Annotated in this window: 23 protein-coding genes and 1 tRNA gene; 9 read left to right on the top strand and 15 right to left on the bottom strand. The window is 70.9% G+C overall.

The genetic code is table 11. The features are described 5' to 3' along the window. Positions 1-188 precede the first annotated feature (188 nt). The gene (gene solA / locus DJ70_RS09290; protein ID WP_094532233.1) at positions 189-1334 is read right to left on the bottom strand and encodes an N-methyl-L-tryptophan oxidase; all 1146 of its coding nucleotides are present in this window, start codon (positions 1332-1334) and stop codon (positions 189-191) included. Positions 1335-1526: 192 nt separating this feature from the next. On the opposite strand from solA, the gene DJ70_RS09285 reads away from it, so the two are divergent. Continuing rightward, a complete protein-coding gene (locus DJ70_RS09285; protein WP_094532231.1) occupies positions 1527-2048 on the top strand; it encodes a universal stress protein in 522 nt (173 codons plus the stop codon). Here the strand turns inward: DJ70_RS09285 and DJ70_RS09280 are convergent, their stop codons facing one another. Beyond that, a complete protein-coding gene (locus tag DJ70_RS09280) occupies positions 2049-3020 on the bottom strand; it encodes a biotin--[acetyl-CoA-carboxylase] ligase (RefSeq protein WP_094532230.1) in 972 nt (323 codons plus the stop codon). It lies immediately after the preceding gene. A 132-nt stretch (positions 3021-3152) separates the two neighbouring features. On the opposite strand from DJ70_RS09280, the gene DJ70_RS09275 reads away from it, so the two are divergent. The 3 genes from DJ70_RS09275 (at position 3153) to DJ70_RS09265 (ending at position 5775) form a co-directional block, all read left to right on the top strand. Beyond that, complete coding sequence (locus DJ70_RS09275; protein ID WP_094532228.1) at positions 3153-4637, top strand: cobyrinate a,c-diamide synthase; 1485 nt, start codon at positions 3153-3155, stop codon at positions 4635-4637. A gap of 5 nt (positions 4638-4642) precedes the next feature. Further along, positions 4643-5038 (top strand): 2Fe-2S iron-sulfur cluster-binding protein, encoded by a 396-nt coding sequence (locus DJ70_RS09270; protein ID WP_094532226.1) that lies wholly within the window; start codon positions 4643-4645, stop codon positions 5036-5038. Positions 5039-5205: 167 nt separating this feature from the next. Then, complete coding sequence (locus tag DJ70_RS09265; RefSeq protein ID WP_094532224.1) at positions 5206-5775, top strand: hypothetical protein; 570 nt, start codon at positions 5206-5208, stop codon at positions 5773-5775. Between the two features lie 74 nt (positions 5776-5849). Here DJ70_RS09265 and DJ70_RS09260 read toward each other — a convergent pair whose 3' ends face one another. Beyond that, positions 5850-6830, bottom strand: a complete 981-nt coding sequence (locus DJ70_RS09260; RefSeq protein ID WP_094532222.1) for a DMT family transporter — start codon at positions 6828-6830, stop codon at positions 5850-5852. A gap of 182 nt (positions 6831-7012) precedes the next feature. Here DJ70_RS09260 and DJ70_RS09255 point away from each other — a divergent pair, with 182 nt between their 5' ends. Further along, positions 7013-7495 (top strand): Lrp/AsnC family transcriptional regulator, encoded by a 483-nt coding sequence (locus DJ70_RS09255; RefSeq protein ID WP_094532220.1) that lies wholly within the window; start codon positions 7013-7015, stop codon positions 7493-7495. Between the two features lie 166 nt (positions 7496-7661). Here the strand turns inward: DJ70_RS09255 and DJ70_RS09250 are convergent. Further along, positions 7662-7736 (bottom strand) — tRNA-Arg (locus DJ70_RS09250). Positions 7737-7997: 261 nt separating this feature from the next. On the opposite strand from DJ70_RS09250, the gene DJ70_RS09245 reads away from it, so the two are divergent. Both DJ70_RS09245 and DJ70_RS09240 read left to right on the top strand, forming a co-directional pair. Beyond that, positions 7998-8597, top strand: a complete 600-nt coding sequence (locus DJ70_RS09245) for an RAD55 family ATPase (RefSeq protein WP_094532218.1) — start codon at positions 7998-8000, stop codon at positions 8595-8597. Positions 8598-8638: 41 nt separating this feature from the next. Next, positions 8639-9061: a CoA-binding protein gene (locus DJ70_RS09240; protein WP_094532216.1), complete on the top strand. Its 423-nt coding sequence runs from the start codon at positions 8639-8641 to the stop codon at positions 9059-9061. Positions 9062-9112: 51 nt separating this feature from the next. On the opposite strand, the gene DJ70_RS09235 is transcribed toward DJ70_RS09240, so the two are convergent. After that, positions 9113-10093 carry a PLP-dependent cysteine synthase family protein gene (locus DJ70_RS09235; RefSeq protein WP_094532214.1) on the bottom strand — a complete coding sequence of 327 codons (981 nt, stop codon included), beginning with the start codon at positions 10091-10093 and terminating at the stop codon, positions 9113-9115. A 141-nt stretch (positions 10094-10234) separates the two neighbouring features. Here DJ70_RS09235 and thrS point away from each other — a divergent pair, with 141 nt between their 5' ends. Continuing rightward, a complete protein-coding gene (thrS, locus tag DJ70_RS09230; protein ID WP_094532213.1) occupies positions 10235-12187 on the top strand; it encodes a threonine--tRNA ligase in 1953 nt (650 codons plus the stop codon). Between the two features lie 99 nt (positions 12188-12286). On the opposite strand, the gene DJ70_RS09225 is transcribed toward thrS, so the two are convergent. Then, positions 12287-13810 (bottom strand): sensor histidine kinase, encoded by a 1524-nt coding sequence (locus DJ70_RS09225; RefSeq protein WP_094532211.1) that lies wholly within the window; start codon positions 13808-13810, stop codon positions 12287-12289. 125 nt (positions 13811-13935) lie between these two features. On the opposite strand from DJ70_RS09225, the gene DJ70_RS09220 reads away from it, so the two are divergent. Next, positions 13936-15108: a pyridoxal-phosphate-dependent aminotransferase family protein gene (locus DJ70_RS09220; RefSeq protein WP_094532209.1), complete on the top strand. Its 1173-nt coding sequence runs from the start codon at positions 13936-13938 to the stop codon at positions 15106-15108. 31 nt (positions 15109-15139) lie between these two features. Here the strand turns inward: DJ70_RS09220 and DJ70_RS09215 are convergent, their stop codons facing one another. The 9 genes from DJ70_RS09215 to DJ70_RS17395 all read right to left on the bottom strand — a co-directional run bounded on the left by DJ70_RS09215 (position 15140) and on the right by DJ70_RS17395 (position 23040). Next, positions 15140-16213, bottom strand: coding sequence for a DUF7551 domain-containing protein (locus DJ70_RS09215; RefSeq protein ID WP_094532207.1), 1074 nt, complete (start codon positions 16211-16213; stop codon positions 15140-15142). Positions 16214-16252: 39 nt separating this feature from the next. Further along, entirely contained in the window at positions 16253-17050 is a 798-nt protein-coding gene (locus DJ70_RS09210) for an FAD-dependent oxidoreductase (RefSeq protein WP_094532205.1), read from the bottom strand. Further along, a complete protein-coding gene (locus DJ70_RS17400; protein WP_179234025.1) occupies positions 17047-17223 on the bottom strand; it encodes a hypothetical protein in 177 nt (58 codons plus the stop codon). The genes DJ70_RS09210 and DJ70_RS17400 overlap by 4 nt, the downstream gene beginning before the upstream one ends. Beyond that, positions 17224-18492, bottom strand: a complete 1269-nt coding sequence (locus tag DJ70_RS09205) for an ABC transporter substrate-binding protein (protein WP_094532203.1) — start codon at positions 18490-18492, stop codon at positions 17224-17226. Positions 18493-18495: 3 nt separating this feature from the next. Next, positions 18496-19704 carry an ABC transporter substrate-binding protein gene (locus DJ70_RS09200; protein ID WP_094532201.1) on the bottom strand — a complete coding sequence of 403 codons (1209 nt, stop codon included), beginning with the start codon at positions 19702-19704 and terminating at the stop codon, positions 18496-18498. Between the two features lie 89 nt (positions 19705-19793). After that, positions 19794-20693 (bottom strand): ABC transporter ATP-binding protein, encoded by a 900-nt coding sequence (locus DJ70_RS09195; protein ID WP_094532199.1) that lies wholly within the window; start codon positions 20691-20693, stop codon positions 19794-19796. Beyond that, the gene (locus DJ70_RS09190) at positions 20694-21890 is read right to left on the bottom strand and encodes a FecCD family ABC transporter permease (protein ID WP_094532197.1); all 1197 of its coding nucleotides are present in this window, start codon (positions 21888-21890) and stop codon (positions 20694-20696) included. After that, on the bottom strand, positions 21887-22903 hold the full coding sequence (locus DJ70_RS09185) for an FAD-dependent oxidoreductase (protein ID WP_094532195.1): 1017 nt from the start codon (positions 22901-22903) through the stop codon (positions 21887-21889). The genes DJ70_RS09190 and DJ70_RS09185 overlap by 4 nt, the downstream gene beginning before the upstream one ends. After that, the gene (locus DJ70_RS17395) at positions 22900-23040 is read right to left on the bottom strand and encodes a hypothetical protein (protein ID WP_179234024.1); all 141 of its coding nucleotides are present in this window, start codon (positions 23038-23040) and stop codon (positions 22900-22902) included. The genes DJ70_RS09185 and DJ70_RS17395 overlap by 4 nt, the downstream gene beginning before the upstream one ends. Between the last annotated feature and the right edge of the window lie 155 nt (positions 23041-23195).

The following is a 23195-nucleotide window of genomic DNA, read 5'->3' as shown; positions in this document are numbered from 1 at the left end:
CGCGAGGTCGTCCGGATCGAGAGCGTCGAGCGCGGTCTCGAACTCGTCGGGGGGGATCGGCGGGGGACCGGTCACTGGCGGGCCTCCATGCGATGCCGATCGTATGTTCCGTGTTCACTTGCCACTTCCGGCGGCCGCCGGGATCGCGGCCGGGCCGGCGCGGGCCATCCCCGCGGGCCCTCCTTCCCTCAGAGCCGGTCGATCGAGTGCGTCGAGACGTCGACGTCGGTCTCGCCCTCGGTCGCGAAGTCCGCGAGGACCTCGCCGGTGGCGCTCGCGAACTTGAAGCCGTGGCCGGTGAAGCCGGTGCCGACGGTGACGGAGTCGTAGCCCGGCACCCGCCCGAGCACGAAGTCCTCGTCGCCCGAGTACGACTGGAGACACGTCCGCAACGCGACCGTGGGGCCGGCTCCTCGCGGGAAGAACCGCTCCGCGAACCGGCGGTGGAGCTCCTCCTCGGCGGCGGTCGGCTCGCGGTCCATCCGGTCCGGATCGACGACCTCGCGCTGGTCGCCGGAGTAGCCGAACTTGAACCCCGGCACGTCGTGGACCGGGAAGCCGTACCCGCCGCCCTCCTCGTCGCGGAGCACGAAGACGGGGAACCGGTCGGGCGAGAACAGCTCGGGCTCCTCCGGCTGGAGCCAGGCCATGAGCGCGCGGACCGGGACCGCGTCGTCGGCGACGGAGGGGAGGAGCTCGGCGGTCCACGGCCCCGCGGTCACGACGAGCTCGTCCGCCTCGTAGCGGCCCTTGTCCGTGCGGACGCGGACGCCGTCGCCCGTCTCCGTCCAGTCGATTGCGCGCTCGCGGGCGCGGACCGTCGCGCCCTCGGCGTGGGCCGCCTCGACGTGGGCGGTCACGCAACGCTCGCAGTCGAGGTAGCCGCCCTCGGGCTGGAAGACCGCCTCGTACTCCGCCGGCAGGTCGTAGCCGGGGAACCGTTCGTTCACCTCGGCCGCCGAGAGCTCCTCGTAGTCGATGCCGTGGGCGTCACACGCCTCGCGCGCGTTCGCGACCACGTCCGTTCCCGGCGCGCCCGCGTGGACCGAGCCGGTGACCGTGAGCAGGTCGCGGCCGGTCCGCTCCTCCAGCTCGCGCCAGCGCTCGTAGGCACGCTCGACGAGCGGCACGTACTCCGGACCCTCCTGTTGGGCCTTCCGGATGATCCGAGTGCTGCCGTGCGAGGAGCCCATCGCGTGGGGTACGTCGTATCGCTCGATCCCGAGCACGTCTAGGCCGCGGTTCGCCAGCTGGTAGGTCGTCGCGCTGCCGACGCCGCCGACGCCGACGACGATCGCGTCGTACCGGTCGTTTCCGTTCCGCGTGTCGCTCATGGGTCCGCCAGGCGGGCGGGGAGCAAAGTCCCCCGAGATCCGGCGGTTCCATCCGGAACCGTCGTCGACGTCGTGACGGGATCGCGGGGTCCGGCCCTCCGCGGACCCCCCCGTCGGCTCCACGGTCGGGTCACGCACCTCCCGGACGCCACGGGGAGATATATATCCCCCAAGCGCGTGGGTCATGGTAACATGGCCTTGTACGACCGGATCCTGGTTCCGACCGACGGCTCCCCGAAGGGGAACCGCGCCGTCGAGCACGCGCTCGCGCTGGCGGCGATCCACGACGCGGAGGTCCACGCGCTGTACGTCGTCGACACGGCGAGCTACGCCGGGACCGGCATGGAGGCCACCTGGACGGGGATCGACGATCTCCTCCGCGAGGACGCCGACGAGGCGGTCGCCAGGGTCGAGGCGCTGGCGGAGGGAACCGACGTCGCCGTCGAGACGAGCGTCGTCGAGGGGTCGCCGGGGCGCGAGATCGTCCGCTACGCGACCGACGCCGGCTGCGACCTGATCGTGATGGGCACCCACGGCCGCGGCGGGATCGACCGGTTACTGCTCGGCAGCGTCGCCGAGCGCGTCGTCCGGCGCTCGGCGGTGCCGGTGTTGACGGTCCGACTGGGCGAGGAGACGGAGGGGTCGACGGTCGAGGAGGCCGAACCGGCCGACGACGCCGGAGCCACCGACGACGCCGGGACGACGGACACCTGACTACCGGGCGTCCGCGTCCCGCAGGTGCTCGCAGTCGCCGGCGTGGATCCGTCTCCGGCCGGCGTCGGTCTCGACGACGAGCGCGCCGGGGGAGTCGACGTCGACCGCCCTCCCGACGACCGTCCCGCCGGGCGTCTCGACGCGGACCCGCCGTCCGAGCGTGCTCGCCCGCTCGCGCCACGCCGGAAGGATCGCCTCGGGATCGGCGGCCAGTTCGGCGTACCGCTCGAGCAGCCGGGCAAGGAACCGGCGGCGGTCGACGGCCTCGCCGCGCTCGGCTCGCAGCGAGGTCGCGCCCGCCGGCAGCGCCTCGGGGTCGAGGTTCGCGTTGACGCCGACCCCGACGACGAGCCAGGAGACGCGGTCCGCCTCGCCCTCCATCTCGGTGAGGATCCCCGCGAGCTTTCGACCGCCGCGGCCGTCCCGATGGTCGTCGCTCTCGCCGCCCGCTCCCGCCACGAGCACGTCGTTCGGCCACTTGATCGTCGCGTCCACGCCCGCCTCCCGGCAGGCGTCGGCCGTCGCCACCGCGGCCGCGAGCGTGAACAGCGGCGCGCGCGCCGGGGCCACGGCGGGCCGGGTCAGGATCGAGACCCACACGCCGCCGCTCGGCGCGACCCACTCGCGTTCCAGCCGCCCCCGTCCGCCGGTCTGTGCGTCCGCGACGACGGCGACGTCGGTCTCGCCGCCGGCCGCGAGCGTCCGCGCTCGATCGTTCGTGGAGGAGAGGTCGTCGTGGTACTCGACGGCGTACGGGGCGTCGAGCCCGAACTCGACGCCCGCCGCACAGTACGCGGGGTCGGCCGGCGCGACGTAGCCGTCGTCTCCAGACTCGATCGCGAACCCCTCCTCGCGGAGCGCCTCGACCGCCTTCCAGACGGCCGCGCGGGAGACGCCGAGGTCGTCGGCGAGCGCCGGCCCCGACACCGGTCCCGACTCGAGCGCGGCGAGCAGCGCGCGACGCGTGTCCATGTTCCCGGAATGCGGTCGATCCCCGAAATCCGTTCCGGGTCGCGTCGGGTCATCGCGCGGTCGTCGACCGCCGCGAACACGCCGAGTCGAGCGGACGAACCGCTTTTCTCCGGGGCGTGGCTATCGGATCGCATGTACGGACTCGTCCTCGGCGGGACCGCCTCGGGCGTCGGCAAGACGGTCGCGGCGCTCGCCGTCTCCCGCGCGCTCTCCGAGGCCGGCCACGACCCGGTCCCGGCGAAGGCGGGCCCGGACTACATCGACCCGAGCCACCACGCCGCCGCGCTCGGCCGCCCCTCCCGGACGCTCGACACCTGGATGCAGGGAGTCGAGGGGGTCCGGCGGAACCTCCACCGGGCAGCGGCGGACGTGGACCGGGCCGCTCCCGGCGACCCCGCTACCGACGCCGTCGCCGTCGTCGAGGGGATGATGGGACTGTACGACGGCTCCGCGACGTCGACGGCGGCGACCGCGGCGGCGCTCGACGTCCCCGTCGTTCTCGTCGTCGACGCGGGCGCGGGGATGCAGAGCGTCGGCGCGACCGCCCTCGGGTTCCGCGAGTACGCGGCCCACGCCGACCTCCCGGCCCACGTGCGGGACGCCGTCGACGACCCCCGCGTCGACGTGGTCGGCGTGGTCGCCCAGAAGGCGCACACGGGGCGTCACGCCGACGGGATCCGTGAGGCGCTGCCCGACGACATCGCCTGGCTGGGACACGTCCCGCCGGCGGACGATCTGATGGTCCCCGACCGGCACCTCGGACTGGAGATGGGCGACGAGGCGCCGGTGCCCGAGGCCGCGATCGCGGAGGCTGCGGAGACGGTCGACGGCGAGGCGGCGGCGCGTGCGGCCCGGCCCGTCGCGCCGCCCTCGGCGGCCGAGGGAAGCGGTCGCGGGGGCGGGGTCGCCGGGACCGACACGCCCGGCGGACGCGGCGCGGCCGGCGGAACCGACGGGGACCGCCCGACCGTCGCGGTCGCCGCGGACGACGCGTTCCGGTTCGTCTATCCCGCCACCCGCGAGCGGCTTCGCGAGCTGGCGACCGTCGAGCCGTTCGCCCCGGCGGCGGGCGACGACCTCCCGGACTGCGACGCCGTCTACCTCCCCGGCGGCTATCCCGAGAACCACGCCGCCGCGCTCTCGTCGTCGCCGGCGCTGTCGACGCTCGCCGACCGGGCCGCGGACGGGCTTCCGGTCCTCGGCGAGTGCGGCGGGCTGATGGCGCTGTCGGCGTCGCTGACGACGGTCGACGGCGAGACGCACCGGATGGCGGGGATCCTCCCCGGCGGCGTCCGAATGCACGACCGGTACCGCGCGCTCGACCACGTCGAACTCCGCGCGACGGGCGACGGCGTCACCGCGGCCGCGGGCGAGCGCCACCGCGGCCACGAGTTCCACTACTCGAGCCACGCGCTCGGCGAGGCCGGCGACGCCAGCGTCTCGCCCGACGCGGACGCCCGGTTCGCCTTCGACGTCGAGCGCGGCGAGGGGATCGACGGCGACCGTGACGGCCTCGTCGCCCACCGGACCGTCGGGACATACGCACATCGGCACCCCGCGAGCGGCGCGTTCGACCGCCTCGTGGCCGCGGCCGACGAGTACGCGAGGGGGCCGTAGCGACCATGTCGGACGGCGAGGAGGACTCCCGCGGCCCCGACGGTCCCGGCGAGGACGCCGTTCGCGTCGTCGTGATCGGAGCCGACGGCGCCGCCGGGGACGGCGGCGACCGGACCGAACTCGTCGTCGAGCGGGGGCGGCCCCTCCGCGACGTCCTGCTCGAGGCGGACCGCTCGCCGTACGCGACCGCGACGGAGCGACTCAACTGTGGCGGCCGCGGGATCTGTGCGACCTGCGGCGTGCGGATCCGGAAGGGTCCCGCGCCGAGCCACTGGCACGACCGGCTCGCCGATCGGTTCGGCTACCCCAGACTCTCCTGTCAGGTGGTCGTCGACCGCCCGATGACCGTCGAGCTCGTCGACAAGCGGGTCTGGGGCGGTCGCGAGCCGGCCCCTCGGTGACCGGACCGCCGACGGGGCGACCGGACGCCGGTCCGCCCCCGGCGACACCGCGTTTCCGGTGAACCCGCCGCCGACGCTCGCCGCGAGCTTCGGCCGTCCGGCCGTCTCGACCCGCGTTCGGTCGCGTGAGCACAAGACACAAGACGTCGCGGGCTGGATCCGAAGGTATGCAACCCTCCAAGCAGCGGGACGCCGACGAGTCCGGAACCGAGCCGGACGGCGACCCGCTCGAGGACCTCGACGACCTCCTCGACGACGACCTCGCCGGCGAGGGGTCGGGCGTCGCGGGCGACTCCGGCGGCGACGAGGTGACCGCCGCCTCCGGCCCCGGCGGCTCCGGGCGGGTCGGGATCGACGGCCGCTGGTTCTCGCTCAAGACCTTCGCGGCCGCCGTCGTCGCCGTCGCGGTCGGGACCGTCCTCGTCGGGCTGATCCCGCTCGTCGGCGGGACGATCGGGGGCGTGGCCGGCGTGTTGCTCGGGACGTTCCTCGTCGGTCTAGCCCTCCCCTCGTCCAACTACGTCGAGACGGGCCTCGCCGGAGCGATCGTGGGTGCCGGAACCGCCGTCTCGAGCGTGCTCGGCGTCGGGTTCCTCCCGATCGGGATCGACTACCTCGGGCAGTGGGGGCTCCCGCTTCTCGCGGTCGGCGGCGGGGTGGGCCTCCTCTGCGGGGTCGTCGGCCACTACTTCGGACGCGACCTCCGGGCCGGCGTCACCGGCGAACTCCCGGAGTGAGACGACCGCCACGGCCCGGCCGGATCCGGACGACGGGCGAGGGGTCCCGCGCGGCCGCGAACGCCGATCGGCCGCTACGACCGGAACGATCCGAGCTCCGGGCGTGTCGAGACGTAGGCGGCGATCTCGCGGCGTTCCAGCGCCGCGAAGCCGACGAGGATGGCGACGAACCCGAGCACCGCCTCGCCGCCGATCAGGTGTCCGAGCACGATCCAGCTGCCGACCGCGGCGACGACGGGCTCGACGTAGCTCACGAGGTGGAGCTGCGTCGGGCCGACCGCGTCCAGAAGCGCGAAGTAGAGCAGGAACCCGACGATCCCCGAGAGGACGGTGAGGTACGCCAGCGAGACGATCGAGGTCGTGTTCCACACGACCGCCGCCGGCGACTCGCCGGTGACCGCCGCCCCGCCGAAGAGCAGCCCCGCGCCCACCATCATCGCCCACCCCTGGAGGGCGGCGATCGGGAGGTCGGTCCGAAGCGGCCGCAGGAGGACGGCCCCCGCCGAGAAGGAGACCGCGGCGAGGAACACCAGCGCGACGCCCAGGAGCTCCGGCGAGAGGACGCCGAGGATCCCGTTCCCGCCGCCGGCCCCGACCCCCACGCCGCCGGGATCGGCGATCACGGCGACGCCGACCACGCCGAGGGCGAACCCGGCGGCCTCGAAGGGGCCGAGCCGCTCGTTGGGTAACAACAGCGCGGCGAACGCGGCGGTCAACACCGGCGAGAGGCTGACGATCACGGCGGCGATCGCGCCCGAGACGTGAAGCTCGCCGACGTACAGGAGACCGTGGTACGCCGCGATCACGAAACCGCCGGCGATCCCGACGCCGAGCCACTCCTCGCGACCGCGGGGCACCCAGCGGTCGGAGACGACGGTCGCGTACGCCAACACGGCGACCCCGGCGAGCGCGTACCGAGCGCCCGCGAAGAGCAGCGGCGGGAAGTACGCCAGCCCGGCCTCGATCGCGACGAACGAGCTTCCCCAAAGCGCCGCGAGCAGCAGGAACGCGCCGACCGCGGCAGTGGGGGACGAACGGAGAGATTCCGAATACATTGCCTACCGGATCGACTTTTCCGCACGTGTTTAAATTAATCTCTCAGTATAGCCGGCATCTCGGATTATGAATTATACATATGATCTCAGTCCGAGTCGATTCGAATCGATCGACGAATGTTGAAGACGACTCCGAGTATGTCGGACACAATATATAGGGATCCGTAACTCGAACGCGGGGTATGGACGAGCGCGACGTGCGGCTGTTGAAGGCGATCGCGGACCTCGGCACCGGCAGTCCGGAGTCGCTCCACGAGGAGACCGACATCCCGGTGTCGACGATCCACTACCGGCTCAACAACCTCCGGGAGGCCGGCGTGATCGAGAACGACCTCTACGACTTCGATCACGAGACGCTCGGGCTCGGCGTCACCGTCATCGTGGAGGTGCTCGCCGACTACGACGACTCCCACGAGGCGTTCGGCCGACGACTCCTCGACATCGAGGGCGTCACGGAGGCGTTCTTCACGATGGGCGAGACGGACTTCATCGTCATCGCGCGGCTCTCCTCGTCCGACACCGTCGAGCGGCTCATCAGCGAGTTCGAGTCGATAGAGGGGGTCGAACGCACCAACTCGACGTTCGCGATCTCGACCCTGCGCGACGAGTCGCGCGCGCCGGCGACGTACGACCTCGACACGCTGATCGAGGAGTTGACCGAGTGAACGCCCGATCCGCGGAGCGAACCGCTAGACGGCGAGGGGCCGTTTTCGGAACCGGATCGGTCGCAGGATTTTTAGAGAGTTTGAGAAACTCGGAAACGCCAAATCGAGCGCCGTGGACGGCTCTAGCGGCTAATTTTGTTTTACTGCGCTTCAGGTAATTTTCAGATGGGCGCTGCAGGATTTGAACCCGCGACAACTTGGTCCGAAGCCAAGCACTCTATCCAGACTGAGCTAAGCGCCCGTATCCATCGCTATCCCACAGATGGTTTTAAGTCCCGCGATCCGGACCGATCGGTTCCGCCGATCGTCGCCGTGGACGGGCCCGCGCGCCAGTCGGTTCGCCGGCTCCCGACCGGTCCGATCCGGACTCACGACGGATCGGCCACCGATCAAAAAGAATATTATCGGGACTGGAGATGTTTTCCGTAGTCGATGTATCCCGGTCGGAGACGGTCGTCGAACGAGCGGCCCGTGTCGATCCCCCAGCGATCGAGGTACACTCATGTATGACCTGACACCCCACCTCGACGCCGAGGTGGAGCCGGGGACGAACCTGCTTCTCACGGGTCCCCCGCTCACCGGGAAGCGGTCGCTCGCGATGGACGTTCTCGCGGACGGGACCGAGCGCGGCGACGGCGCCGTCGTCGTCACCACGAAGGACGGGGCGGACCGCGTGTTGAAAGACTACGAGAAGCGGGTTCCCTACGAGGGGAAGCCCGTCGCCGTCGTCGACTGCGTCACCCGACAGCAGGGAGCCGACGTTCGCGAGTCCGACCGGATCAAGTACGCGTCCTCGCCGGTCGACATGACGGGGATCGGGATCAAGCTCTCCGAGTTCCTCCAGGCGTTCGGCGACCGCGGATTCGACCGTAACCGGATCATGCTCCACTCGCTGTCGACGCTTCTGATGTACTCGGACCTCCAGACGGTCTTCCGGTTTCTCCACGTGTTCACCGGTCGCGTCCAGAGCGTCGAGGGTCTCGGCCTGTTCAGCATCGACTCGACCGCCCACGACGACCAGAGCCTGAACACCCTCAAACAGCTGTTCGACGGGATCGTGACGGTCTCAGAGGACGAGGAGATCGAGATCCGGCTGGCCTGACGCTGCCAAGGTTTACTATCCTCGTCGACCGATCTCGACGCATGCCCAGCACCGACGACGCGGGACTCGAGCGTGCGCTCTCGGCCGACACGATCGCCGTGATCGGCTGTTCGACGACCGAGGGAAAGGCGGCCCACGACGTGCCGGCGTACCTCCAGCGACACGGCTACCGGGTGATCCCCGTGAACCCGTTCGCGGACGAGGTGCTCGGCGAGCCGGCCTACGACGACCTCGCGGACGTCGAGGAGGACGTCGACGTGGTGAACGTCTTCCGGCCGAGCGAGGAGGTGCCGGGGATACTCGAGGCGGTCCGCGAGCGACACGCCGAGCGGGGCGACGCGGGGACCGCGTGGCTCCAGTTGGGGATCAGCCACGACAAGGCGGCCGCCGCCGCGGAGGCCGACGGGATCGACGTGATCCAGGACCGGTGTATGAAGGTCGAACACGGTCGGCTGGTCGGGTGAGGTGACACCGACGCGCCCCGTCGGCCGCGTGGCTCCCGACCGCCGGACCGGTCACCCCTCCCACTCCTCGAAGTCGCGGTAGACGCCCTTCGAGAGGTAGCGTTCGGAGGAGTCCGCGAAGACGGTCACGACGTTCCCGTGGGGAGCGTCGACGTCGCCGTCGCGGATCCCGCGGGCGACCCGCTTGGCGGCGAGCGCGTTCGCGGCCGCCGAGGAGGCGACGAGCTGGCCCTCCTCGGCGGCCAGCCGACCCATCTCCTCGTGGACCTCGCGGTCGGGGATCGCGTGGATCTCGTCGACGAGGTCGGGGTCGAACAGCTCGTTGGTCTCGATGTCGTGGGTGCCGATCCCCTCGGTCTTGTACGGCTCGTGCTCGACGTCCTCGCCGAGGAACTCGCGGTACGCCGAGCCGGCGGGCTCGACGGCGACGACGCGGGTGTCGGGGTCGCGTTCGCGGAAGTAGCGGGCCATGCCCATCAGCGTCCCGGCGGTGCCGCAGCCGGCGACGACGGCACCCACCTCGCCGTCGAGCGCCTCGTCGATCTCCGGGGCGGTCGTCTCGTAGTGTGCCTCGGCGTTGAGCGGGTTCGAGAACTGCTGGGGAACCACCGCGCCGTCCAGCTCCTCGGCGATCTCGTGGGCGCGCTCGATCGCGAACCCCATCCCGTCCTCGGTCGGCGTGTTGATCACGTCCGCGCCGAGCGCCCGCATCAGCTGCTGTTTCTCCACGGAGAACCGTTCGGGAACGACGAAGACGGCGTTCACGTCGAGCTGCTCGGCGGCGACCGCGATCCCGATGCCGGTGTTGCCGGCGGTCGGCTCGATCACCGTCCCGCCCGGTTCGAGGTCGCCGCGCTCGAGCATGCGCTCGAGCATGTGTTTCCCGATGCGGTCCTTGATGCTCGCGCCGGGATTGAACGACTCGAGCTTCGCGTACACCGGCGCCTCGGCCGGCGAGTCGTGAACCCGGACCAGCGGCGTCTCGCCGATCGTCTCCAGCACCGACTGGAGGGGCTCGCGATGCGTGGTCATGTAGGGGCAAGGGTTGCCGGTCGGTTTGTGTGTTTCCATCGGCGGGACGCCGCGGTGTCGACGGGCCATCGGCGGGTCGGCGGTTCGTCCGCCCCGAGCGGATCGAACAACACTTATGCCGCTCGTCCGGTTTTCGAGGGTATGAGCGAGACGGACGCGTGTGCCGACGTGACGGTCGTCCTCCCGGACGGGTCGGAGCTCTCCGTGCCGGCCGGATCGACGGTCGAGGACGTCGCCTACGAGATCGGTCCCGGACTCGGGAGCGACACGGTCGCCGGCAAGATCGACGGCGAGCTCGTCGAGAAGCACGCCGAGGTCGGGGACGGCGACCGGATCGAGATCGTCACGGACCAGTCGGACGAGTACCTGACGGTCCTGCGTCACACGGCGGCTCACGTCTTCGCGCAGGCGCTCCAGCGGCTCCATCCCGAGGCGACGCTCACCATCGGCCCCCCGACCGACGAGGGGTTCTACTACGACGTGACCGACGTCGACCTCGACGAGGAGGACCTCGACGCCGTCGAGGCCGAGATGGACGAGATCATCGCGGCCGACTACGACGTCGAGCGCGTCGTCCGTTCGCGCGAGGACGCGATGGAGATCTACGCCGACAACGAGTACAAACGCCAGATCCTCGAGGAGGAGGCCGACGACGACGAGGTCACCTTCTACGTCCAGGACGGCTGGCAGGACCTCTGTCGGGGCCCCCACGTCGAGTCGACCGGCGAGATCGGGGCGGCGGCGTTGCTCGAGGTGTCGGCGGCGTACTGGCGCGGCGACGAGGACAACGACACCCTGACGCGGGTGTACGGGACGGCGTTCGCCTCCGAGTCCGACCTCGAGGAGCACCTCGAGATGCGCGAGCGGGCCAAGGAGCGCGACCACCGCAAGATCGGCCAGGAGATGAACCTCTTCTCGATCCCGACGGTCACGGGACCGGGGCTCCCGCTGTACCATCCGCCGGGCAAGACCGTGTTGAACGAGCTCTCGGCGTTCGCGAACGGGCTCAACCGCGAGAACGGTTACGAGGAGGTCGAGACGCCGCACGTGTTCCGGACCGAGCTGTGGAAGCAGTCGGGCCACTACGAGAACTACAAGGACGACATGTTCCTCCTCGACGTCAACGACGAGGAGTACGGGCTCAAGCCCATGAACTGTCCGGGCCACGCGACGATCTTCGACCAGCAGAACTGGTCGTACCGCGACCTCCCGCAGCGCTACTTCGAGAACGGGAAGGTGTACCGGAAGGAGCAGCGCGGCGAGCTGTCGGGGCTCTCGCGGGTGTGGTCGTTCACCATCGACGACGGCCACCTCTTCGTCCGGCCCGACCAGATCCGGGGAGAGATCGAGTCGGTGATCGAGATGATCTTCGAGGTCGTCGAGACGCTCGATCTGGAGGTCGAGGTCGCGCTGGCGACCCGGCCGGAGAAGTCCGTCGGCGGCGACGAGATCTGGGAGTCGGCGGAGGAACAGCTCCGCGACGTGCTCGAGTCCGGCGGCTACGACTACGACGTCGAGCCCGGCGACGGCGCCTTCTACGGCCCGAAGATCGACTTCGGCTTCGAGGACGCGCTGGGTCGCGTCTGGGACGGCCCGACGGTCCAGCTCGATTTCAACATGCCCGAGCGCTTCGGGCTGACCTACACCGGCGAGGACAACGAGGAACACCGCCCGGTGATGATCCACCGGGCGCTGTACGGGAGCTACGAGCGCTTCTTCATGGTGCTCATCGAGCACTTCGACGGCGACTTCCCGCTGTGGCTCGCGCCCGAACAGGTGCGGATCCTCCCCGTCTCCGACGAGACGCTCGGCTACGCCCACCGCGTGAAGAACGCGCTCGCCGACGCGGGGATCCGCGTCGAAGTGGAGGACCGCGACTGGACGGTCGGCCGCAAGATCCGCCAGGGCCACGACGACCGGCTCCCGTACATGGTCGTCGTCGGCGACGACGAGGCCGAGGCGGGCACCGTCTCGGTGCGCGACCGCTTCGAGAACCAGCGCGGCGACGTCGACCTCGACGTCTTCGTCGACCACCTCGTCGAGGAGTACGAGGAGAAGCGCGTCGAGCCGGACTTCGTGACGGACGCGACGTAGCCGGCACTCGCTGTCGACCGCCCGACCGGCCGCCCCGCCGGTCCCGCTTTCCTCCCGTCCGATCCGGTCGCCGCGCTCCGGGTCGATCGCGTTCGCCGGTCAGGCGCCGTCCCCGCCCGCGAACGCGACGCCCGTGAACTCGAAGCGCGCGCCGCCGGCCGCACCCTCGTCGATCGCGACGGACCAGTCGTGTGCGGCGGCGATCTCCTCGACGATGCTCAACCCGAACCCGGTCCCCTCCTCGCGCGTCGTGTAGCCGGTCTCGAACGCGCGGTCGCGGTCCTCCTCGGGGATCCCCGGCCCGTCGTCCGCGACGAAGAACCCGTTCGCGTCCGCGAGGGGGCCGATCCGAACGGCCACGTCGCTTCCGCCGTGGTCGACGCTGTTGCGGAACAGGTTCTCCAGCAGCTGTCGCAGGCGCGACGCGTCGGCGCGGATCCGGAGCCGATCCGTCTCGACCGTCAGGTCGGCGTCCGCGGTCTCGGCCGTCGACCACGCGCCGTGGGCCGTCTCGACGAGGTCGACGGTCTCGAGCTCCTCGACTCGAACGCCGTCCCGCGCCAGCGTCAGCAGGTCCTCGATGAGGGTCTCCATCCGCCGGAGCGACCGTTGGATCGGGTCGATACGCTCGCTGCCGCTCTCCTCGGCGAGCAGTTCCAGGTGGCCGACGGCGGTGTTCAGCGGGTTTCTGAGGTCGTGGCTCACGACGCTCGCGAACTCCTCGAACCGGTCGCGCTCGTGTTGGAGCTGCGTCCGCGTTCGCTCGCGCTCCAGCTCGTAGCTCACCCACCGGGTCAACAGCTCGACGAACGTCTTCTGGAGGTCGGAGAACGGCTCCCCGCGCGCGTCCGTGTCGGCGAAACAGAGGGTTCCGTACAGCTCCGCGTCGATCTCGACGCGGCCGCCGATGTACGTTCCGAGCCCGAACCGCTCGTAGGCCGGCTCCCCCTCCCAGCCCTCGTTCGCCGCGTCGACCACCGTCAACAGCCGGTCGAGCTCGACCGTCCGCTTACAGTACGCCTCCTCGAGCGGGCAGCTCTCCCCGCGTTCGAGCGCCGAATGCGTCGCCCGTGACGCCTCGATGTGTTGGGTCCCCTCCTCGATGCGGGTGAGAAAGCCGTTCGGCAGGTCGAGATACTCACAGCCCAGCTCGAATATCTCCTCGAGCTTCGCCTCGAAGGAGCGGTCCCCGTCGGAGGAGACCGCGTACAGCCGCTGGATCGCCTGGAGGTTCCGCCGCCGCTGGCGCTCGAGCTCCCGCCGCTCGGTGATGTCGCGGAGGTGTATCGAGAGCCCGGACTCGGAGGGAAACGCTCGCACGTCGAACCACGTGTCGAGCGGCCGGTAGTAGGCGTCGAACGACGCCGGCTCCTGCGTTCGCATCGCCCGGTGGTAGCGGTCGTAGAACTCGGTGTCGGTCGCCTCGGGGATCGCCTCCCACAGGTGTGCCCCCTCGACCGTGGCGTCGTCGTCGGCCATCGCCCCGCGGAGTATCTCGGCGCCCCGCTCGTTCGCGTACGTGATCCGCCAGTCGGTGTCGACGGCGAAGAACCCGTCCGCCATGCGGTCGAGGACCGTCCGAAGGTCGGCATCCGGGTCCGTGACGGACGGCAGATCGGTCATGGCGCGTAGAGAGTACGCCGACCCACTTCAGTTGCGGGGGCGTGTCGATTCGTGCCCGCCCGCGAGCCCCGGACGGCGTGGCGGGTTCCGTCGCGTTTTTTATAATCGCCCCGAGAACGCCCGGTATGAGCGATCGATCACCGGAGACCGCCGCGGACGCCGAGGCTCCCCAGGTCGGGGAGCTCTCGCCGCCGAACAGAACGCTGATGGGGCCGGGACCGAGCGAGGTCCATCCCCGTGTGCTGCGCGGAATGAGCACGCCGCTCGTCGGCCACCTCGACCCCTCGTTCGTCGAGATCATGGACGAGGTCCAGGAGCTGCTGCGGTACACTTTCCGGACCGACAACCGGTGGACGATCCCCGTCTCGGGGACCGGGTCCGCGTCGATGGAGGCCGCGATCGGCAACCTCGTCGAGCCGGGCGACACGATGCTCGTCCCGACGAACGGCTACTTCGGCGGGCGGATGAAGTCGATGGCCGAGCGCGCCGGCGGCGAGGTCGTCGCGGTCGACGCGCCGTGGGGCGAGCCGCTCGACCCCGCGGACGTCGAGGCGGCGTTCGACGCCCACCAGCCGGACGTGTTCGGGTTCGTCCACGCGGAGACCTCCACGGGCGTCCTCCAGCCGCACGTCCCGGAGCTGACGGACATCGCGCACGCCCACGACGCGTACGTCATCGCCGACTGCGTCACCTCGCTCGGCGGCGTCGAGATGCGCGTCGACGAGTGGGACGTCGACGTCGCCTACTCGGGCCCGCAGAAGTGTCTCTCGTGTCCGCCGGGCGCGAGCCCGCTCACGCTCAACGACCGGGCGATGGACAAGGTGCTCGACCGCGAGGAGCGCCCCCGGTCGTGGTACCTCGACCTCTCGCTGCTGGAGGGGTACTGGGGCGACGAGCGTGCCTACCACCACACCGCGCCGATCACCAACGTGTACGCGATCCGCGAGGCGCTCCGGCTCGTCGCCGAGGAGGGCATCGAGAGCCGCTGGGAGCGGCACCGCGCGGTCGCCGGCGAGCTCAAGACCGGTCTCCAAGAGTTGGGCCTCGAGATGAACGCACCCGACGAGTACTGGCTGCCCAGCCTCAACGCGGTCCGCGTGCCCGACGGGGTCGACGACGGCGCGGTCATCGACCACCTGCTCGAGGAGTACGACATCGAGATCGCCTCCGGGCTCGGCGACCTCGCCGGCGACGTCTGGCGCATCGGCTGTATGGGCTACTCCGCGCGCCCGCAGAACGTCGAGTTCCTGCTCGCGGCGCTCGAGGACGCGCTCGCCGAGCAGGGCTTCGAGGGCTGACCGACCGATCCTCCCCACGCCCGCGGCTCCGTCACGGCTCCGGCGGGCGGATCGGCGAGGTGATCAACCCCTCCGGGTCGGCGTCCCCGTCGTCGCCGTCGAACGCCACCCGTATCGTCCACCCGTTGTCGGTCGGTTCGACCCGCGTTCCGGTCGGTCGCCGCTCCGGGGACCGCCGGACGAGTTCGACGGCGATCGGCAGGACCGGAAGCGAGCCGTTCCGCGGCGAGAGCGCGTAGCCGGCGATCCGGGCGGTCTCCGCGACCGCTCCGGCACCGGCGTCGACGTCGCGTCCCTCGGAGACCGTCGGAACGCGAACGAACCCCTCGAGGAGGCCGTGGTCGCGGAGGTCCCCGAGCGTCGCGGAGAGCGGGTCGGCGGGGTCGCCGTCCTCGCCGGCGTCGGTGGAGCCGCCGCCCTCGCCGGAACCGTCCCCGTCGAACGCGTCGACCGACGGGGACTCGAGCCGGTCTGCGGCCCGCGAGAGGACCTCGGCTCGGTCCCCGGCTGCGAGCCGGTCGGCGAGCTCCGCCGCCATCCCCTCGAGCAGGCACAGACAGAGGTCGTCGGGGTCGGGGACGCTCTCGGCGAGCTCGAAGTAGCGGTCCATCACCGCCCTCTCGGCGTCGCGCCAGCCGCCCTCGGAGAGCGCCTCGAAGACGGCGGCCGCGATCCGGTGACAGAACTCCACCAGCCGTCGCCGGCGCTCGTTCCGCCGGCCCCGGCCGTTGACCACGGGCTCCGAGAGGTCCCACCGGTCCTCGTCGTGGATCCGGTCGGGGACGTCGCCCCCGTCGCTCTCGGGGGCCCGAGGTCCGGTTCCGGGTCGACCGGACTCCGGGTCGGGGTGGCCCTCGGCGCGTTCGTACCGTTGACAGACGACGACGTCGTAACGCGGGACCTTCGGATCGTATCGGCGGAGCGCGGCCCGGTACTGCTCGGTCGCTCGAGCGGCCGCCCGCGCCGTCGGTCGGTCCGGGAACCGGAGTCCGGCCGCGGGGACCGGACGGTCGCCGTAGCGCGCACAGACGAGACGGTACTCGCCGTCGTCGCTCGCGAGCCGTTCGATGTGGTCGCGGACCTCCTCGAGCGTGGTGCCGATCACTCGTCTCCCCTCGAGCGGCCGTGGATCCCGTTCACTCGATCAGTCCTCCCGGAGGCTCGGATGCGTCTCCTGGTCGTCTGGGTGGGGCTCCGCGAACCGCCCGCGCATCGCGTCGAGCGAGGCCGCCTCGCGCTCCCGACGCTCCGCCTCGTCGATCTCCTCGCAACCCGGCGGGATCGGTCGATCGCGGTCGGAGAAGTACCCGTCCGGGGCGACCCAATCGTGGTAGAAGGGAGCGTCGTCGTCCTCGAGGATCGTCACCCCGACCTCCGCGCCGTGGCCGGCACACACCGCCGCCTGGTGGGGTTTCTCCGCGAGCCGGCCCGCCGCGTAGAGCCCGTCGACGCCGGTCCGTCCCCGCTCGTCCGTGTCGACGTACGTCTTCCCGCGGTCGAGGATCCCGACGCCGTCGATCCGCTCCAGGTAGCCGACCGCGTTCTTCGTCGCCGCGACGACGTACCGCGTCCGGATCCGGTCGTCGCCGTCGCTCTCGACGACGAACCGGGCGCCGTCGGCGGGAGCGTCGGCATCGCCTGGTTCGACGACCGCGACGCGCGTGGCCCGCGCCGTCAGCCGGTCCGCGCCGGCGGTCTCGGCCTGCTCGCCGAGGAGGTCGAGCAACCGGCGCGCGTTGACGCCGAGGGGGAAGCCGGGGAAGTTCTCCAGGTGGGCGTTCCGCCGGAGGATCGATCCGCCGGGATCGACGACGAGCGTGTCGAGTCCCCGCCGCGCGGTGAAGACCGCCGCCGACAGCCCGGCGACGCCGCCCCCGACGACGACCACGTCGCGATCGGTCGCGGGGTCGGGATCCGCCGCCGATCCCGTCTCCACGGTCATCGTCGCACCTCGACGGGTCGCTCGGCGGCGATGAAGGGAGCGTCGCCGTCCGCGGACGCGAACGCGAGGCCGCCGTCGTCGCCCCGCTCGATCCGCCACGCGGGGAGCGCGGGCACGTCGTAGTCGGTCGGGTCCCCGTAGGTGGCCGCGACCGTCCACTCGCGGGCACGCATCTACGGGTCACCCGTGATGACGTCCGCGACGCGTTCCCTGTCGAACAGCCGTTCGTCCTCGGGGATCTCCGGGTACGGCCCCGCCTCGTAGCGGGGCCACTCGCCGAACGCCTCCGGATAGAGCTGTTTCGCGGTCATCTCCAGCTGGAAGAGGTTGAGCACCGGTCCCTGGTATCGGGCTCCCTGCGGGTGGATGCGGTCGTTCCGGACCGCCGTGACCTCCGAGCCGACGGGGTCGTCCTCGAAGGCGGCCCGCCGCCCGGCCATGTCCGTTCCCGGTTCGAAGCCGCCGAGGTAGAGGATCACGTCGGGATCGGCCTCGAGTATCGTCTCGAAGTCGACGACCGTGCCGGACTCGACGCTCCCCTCGAACGCGTCTCGCGGGCCGAGCGGGCGCGTGTGCGACGTGAGGAAGCCGGGGTTGCTCAGGGTGTACGCGTAGATCTCCTCGATGTCGGCGGCGGCGATCATGACCGCGGTCGGACGCTCTCCTTCCGGCGGCAACCCCGACTCGATCGTCGACAGGAGCTCCTCGCGGACGCTCGCGAGCTCGGCGTATCGCTCGCGCTCGTCGAACGCCTCGGCGACGCGCTCGAACTGCTCCCAGAGCCCGTAGTACTCGTAGTCGTCGGCCCACTCCGGCGTCGGCTCCTGATGGCGGTCGCTGAGGGAGTTGCCGAACCACGGCGAGACGCGCTCGGCGATCTCGTCGACGTCCTCGCGGCCCCAGCTGTCGAGTTGCGTTATCCACGCCGGATCCGCCAGGTGGACGTCGCTGTCCAGCTCGTACAGCGTCTCCTTGTCCGGCTGCCACGAGGAGTAGAGCCCCGACCAGTCGAGCGAGACGCCCGGCAGCCGCTCGACGAACTGGTTCCAGAGCCCGTCGTAGTAGTCGGGCGCGTGCATCGCGGTGATCCCGTCGCCGCGACCCAGCGCGAACGCCATGTCGGCGTGGTGCGTGAGCCGCGTGAACACCGTCTCCGGCGGCGACTCGAACGTCACCTCGCCGATCGGCGCGATCGACGCGGTGTAGCTCCCGTCGCCGGCGTCGTCCCCCTCCGTCGCGGAGCCGCCCGAGTCCCCCGACCCGCCGTCGGTCGAGTCGGTTTCGTTCCCGTCGGATCTCGACGGAGCGGACTCGGCGTTTCCGCCGGTACAGCCGGCGAGCAGGCCGCCGAGAGCGACCGCGCCGCCGTACGTCAGGTAGTCGCGCCGCGTCCGTTTCGTCGCCGATTCGTCCGGTTCGATGGCGTCGGTGTTGCTCGTCATGGTTCAGAACTCTCCGTTGATGACATCCGCGACGCGCTGGCGGTCGAACAGTCGCTCGTCCGCCGACGTGTTTCCGATCCCGTGCCACTCGCCGAACGCGTCCGGGTAGAACTGTTTGGCGGCCGCCTCAGTCTGGAACAGGTTGACGATCGGCCCCTGATACGACGAGCCGCCGCGGTAGAGGCGGCCGTTCCGGACGGCCGTCAGTTGGCCTCCGACGGGATCCTCCCGGAGCGCGTCCATCCGGTTCTCGAACTCCGCCGCCGAGACGTGTGAGAAGCCGTACTGGAACAGGAGGGCGTCGGGGTCGACGTCCAGGAGCCGCTCGTAGTCCCACTGCGCGTAGCCGCCGTCGATGTGGTCGTCGAACGCGCCGTTCATCTCGAGGTCGCGGTACTGCTTGTGGTTGTTCCCGTCCTGTACCGGATACACGTAGAACGAACCGTCCTCGAAGTCGGAGTTCACCGAGACGAGCCCGATCGACGGGCGATCCTCGCTCTCGGGCAGCGACGCCCGGACCGTCGACAGCAGGTCGTCGTGGATCGCCGCGAACGCCTCGTACCGCTCGGGCTCGCCGAACGCGTCCGCGACGATCCCGAACGCCTCGTATAGCGAGTAATACCGGTAGTCGTGCCAGTCGTCGCCCCGTCGTCGGATGTAGTTCCCGAGGAACGGACCGACTCGGTCCGCTATCTCCTCCGTGTCGGACTCCGTCCACTCGTCGGCGATCACCCCGAGCCAGTTCGGGTCCAACAGGTGGAGATCGCAGTCCAACTGATAGAGCGTCTCCTTGTCGAGCCCCTCGATCGCGGCCACGTCGTCGAACGGAATGTCGACGCCCGGGAGCTGACCGTAGAACTCGGTCGGAACGGTAGCGGGGTCCCAGATCCCCCGGAGCCCGTCCGCTTGCCCGAGGGCGATCCCCATGTCCCCGTACGTGCTCAGGAACGCGAGCCAGGTCCCCGGCGGCGAGTCGAACGTGACCTCGCCCATCGGAGCCATCGTGACCGAGTACGACTCGTCCTCCGTCGGTTCCTCGCCTTCCGGAGTCTCATCCGTCGAGTCGGTTCCGTTCCCGTCGGACCCCGACGGAGCCGATTCGGCGTTTCCGCCGGTACAGCCGGCGAGCAGGCCGCCGAGGCCCACCGTACCGCCGTACTTCGCGAACGCTCTGCGGGTCGGTCCGCCGGGTGTGTCGTCGCCGTTGGGCATGTTTTTAGGCTAGCCTAAAGAATTAAAACCGTTCCGATTTTTAGGACTGCCTAAATAAGGTGTCGCCCGATCGCCGCCCGGCGCGGGATCTACTTCCCGTGGCGCGCCCGGATCGGCGTCACTCGCGGTCCGCGGTCCGTGGCCACGACCTCGGCGTCGACCCGGAACACGTCCGCGAGCAGCTCCTCCGTGACGACCGCCTCGGGCGGGCCACGGGCCCGGATCTCGCCGTCCTTGAGCGCCACCATGCGGTCCGCGAGCCGCGCCGCCTGCTCGATGTCGTGGAGGACGACGACCACCGTGACGTCGCTCTCGTCGCGCAGGGTCTCGATGATCTCCATCACCTCCATCTGGTGGTGGAGGTCGAGGAACGTCGTGGGCTCGTCGAGGAGGAGCACGTCGGTGTCCTGTGCGAGCACCATCGCGATCCACGCCAACTGTTTCTGCCCCCCGCTGAGGCTGCCGACCTCGCGGTCGCGCAGGTGGTCACAGCCGGCTAATTCGACGGCGCGCTCGACGGCGCTCACGTCCTCCTCCGTCGTCCGCTCGAAAAAGCCACGGTGGGGATACCGTCCGTGATACACCAGGTCCTCGACCGTGATGCCGTTCGGCGAGGTGCTCTCCTGTGAGAGCAGCCCCAGCTTCCGGGCGAGCGCCTTCGTGTCCATCGCGTGGACGTCCCGCCCGTCGAGCACCACCGAGCCGGCCTCGGGCGCGAGCTGGTTCGCGAGCCCCTTCAACAGGGTGCTCTTGCCCGACCCGTTCGGCCCGACCAAGGCGGTGACCGCGCCGGGCTCCGCGGCGATCGACTCGCCGTCGACCACCGGCTCCTCCGCGTTCGGGTACCCCAACACGAGTCCCTCGCCGCCGAGGTCGCTCGCGTCGCCGGTCCCACCGTTGCCGTCGTCGACGCGTCCGGCGGCAGCCGACTCGTCGCTCTCGTCGATCGATCCGTCCGTTCGCGTCGGTTCCACTCCGTCCATCGACATTCAGATCTCACCCATGTGCTGTTGTTTCCGCATCAGGTACAGGAAGTACGGGCCGCCGACGAGCCCCGTCACGATCCCGACCGGAACCTGCGCGTCCGCCCCGGTGATCACGCTCATGCCGAGGCGCGCGCCCACGTCGGCACCGACCATCAGCGCCGGGCCGACGAAGAGACAGCCGACGATCAGCCGCTTGTAGTCGCTGCCGACGAGGTTGCGGACCATGTGGGGGACGATGAGGCCCACGAAGCCGACGATCCCCGCCACCGCTATGCTGGCGGCCGCCGCGAGCACCGCGACGCCCGACAGCGCGAACCGTACCTTCTCGATAGACATCCCGAGGGACTTCGCCGTCCCCTCGCCGAGCAGCAGGAGGTTCAGCTGCCGCGAGCCCGCGACCGAGAGCGTCACCGCCACGAGCGTCCACGGGAGCGCCAGCCGGACCTGCTCCCAGTCGGTTCCGGTGAGCGAGCCGGTGGTCCACGCGATCGCCGACTGGACGACGCCGATGTCGTCGGCGAAGAAGAACAGCGCCGTCTGGAGGCTCCCGAAGACGGTCCCGACGATCACGCCCGCGAGCACGAGCCGGACCGGGCTCGTCCCGTTCTTCCAGGCGATCGCGTACACGATCAGGAAGGCCATCGACCCGCCGAACGCGGCGATGAGCGGGAGGAACGCCGAGAGGCTCCCGAAGACGACGAGCGTCAACAGGATGGCCAGCCCGGCGCCCGAGGAGACGCCGAGGATGAACGGGCTCGCGAGCTCGTTCCGCGTCACCGCCTGGAAGATCGCCCCGGAGACCGCGAGGTTCGCGCCGACGAGCACGCCGACGAGGACCCGCGGCAGCCGGATGTTCCAGACGATGAGCGTCTCGCTGGTCAGCTCGGGAAGCTCCCCGTGAAAGCCGGTGATCGCCCGCATCAGCTCCTCGCCGACGACGAAGTTGAGCAGCCACCGCGGGTCGAGCAGGACGGCGGGGTCGAGGACCGCGCGCCACGCCTGGCCGACCGTCATCGAGTACGCCCCGAAGCTCACCTGGACGAGCCCGGCGGCGGCGACCACCGCCAGACTGCCGAGCGCGACGGTGACGAGCTTCGCGTCCAGGAGCCACCCGATCGGGCTCCGGTCCGTCGACCGTCCCCTCGCGGCCTCGCCGCCGACCGTCGACTCCCCGTCGACGGCCGACCCCTCGCCGCTCATCCGGACCCCCCCTCGGCCGGTTCGGAGGGAGCCTCATCGCCGTCCCCGGCCGCGTAGTCGGCGATCGCCTCGTCGTCCATCGCGTCGAGCAGCGTCTCGGTCCCGTGCGCGTCGACGACGGCGCTCGGGTCCAGCCGCTCCGCCACGGCGCGCTCGCCGGCCGCCGCCCGCGACGCTACCGCCTCGGCGTCGACGTACGCCGACAGCGCGTCGTCGATCGCCGCCTCCCGAACCCGCGCGTACCGCTCGGAGCCCGGATCGACCGGCGCGTCGGCGTGATGGGCGTCGAACCACTCGACCCAGCGGTCGCGGTCGGCCCACTCGTCGTCGAGTTCTGCCTCGCGTCGGAGCCAGTCGACCCCCTCGGCGGCCGCGGGCCACCACCCGTCGTCGATCCGGGCGTCGGCGACGACGCGCTTGCCGACGCGGGCCCCGCGAGCGGCGGCCGTGATCGCCTGTCGATCGGCCCCGGATGGGGTCGCGACGTAGAGTCCGTCGATCGGCGTCGTCCCGTCGCGGTCGGCGTACTCGCGGTCGAAGCGCTCGGTCGTCTCCCCGCCGTGTTCGCGGGTCTCGAACATCGCCCCGTCGTCGAGGGAGCGCAGGTACTCGCCGCCGTACCGCGTGGCCGCGACGACGCGTCGGGCCGTGACGGGCTCGCCCTCCTGGGGCGTGACGCGGAAGCCGCCGGGGGTGTCGTCGTCGCCCTCCGTGCCCCGGTCGGCGACCGAGTCGCTTCCCTCTGCTCGCCGTTCGACCGACTCGACCAGGTCGTCGACGACCGTACAGCCCGCACGCCGGAGCTGCTCGCGTGCGAGGTCGGCGAACGTCCCGACGTCGATCCCCGCGGGGAAGCCGAGGTAGTTCTCCAGGTGGGCACACCGGGCGAGCGAGGACCGGCCGCGGTCGAACACCGCCACGTCGAGTCCGCCGCGCGCCAGGAAGACGCCGGCGGACGAGCCGGCCGGACCGCCGCCCACCACGACGACGTCGCGGTCGAACGGCGGGGTCACGCCTCGCCTCCGGTCCGGGCGATCGCGAGTCCCTCGCGGTCGAACGGCTCCTCGCCGGCGCGGCCTCTGGGGATTCCGACTTCGACGACCCCGCCGCCGTGCCGGGTCGTCTCCTCCTCGTCCGTCCGTCCCATCATGTGTTTTAGGCTTCCCTAAAGGATTAAATCGCTTTCGGATCTTAGGTCACCCTAAATCGATCGCGGTGGGACATCCCGTGGCCGTTCGACGTACCAACCAGCGCGCATCGAACCGGTCGCCAACGGATCGGTCAATACAGCCGAAGCAACGACCG

The sequence above is a fragment of the Halorubrum halodurans genome, assembly GCF_002252985.1.
In the GTDB taxonomy this organism is placed as follows: Archaea; Halobacteriota; Halobacteria; order Halobacteriales; family Haloferacaceae; genus Halorubrum; species Halorubrum halodurans.
The sequence above is the reverse complement of the archived record's forward strand: the minus strand, read 5'-3'. Positions and strand labels throughout refer to the sequence as shown.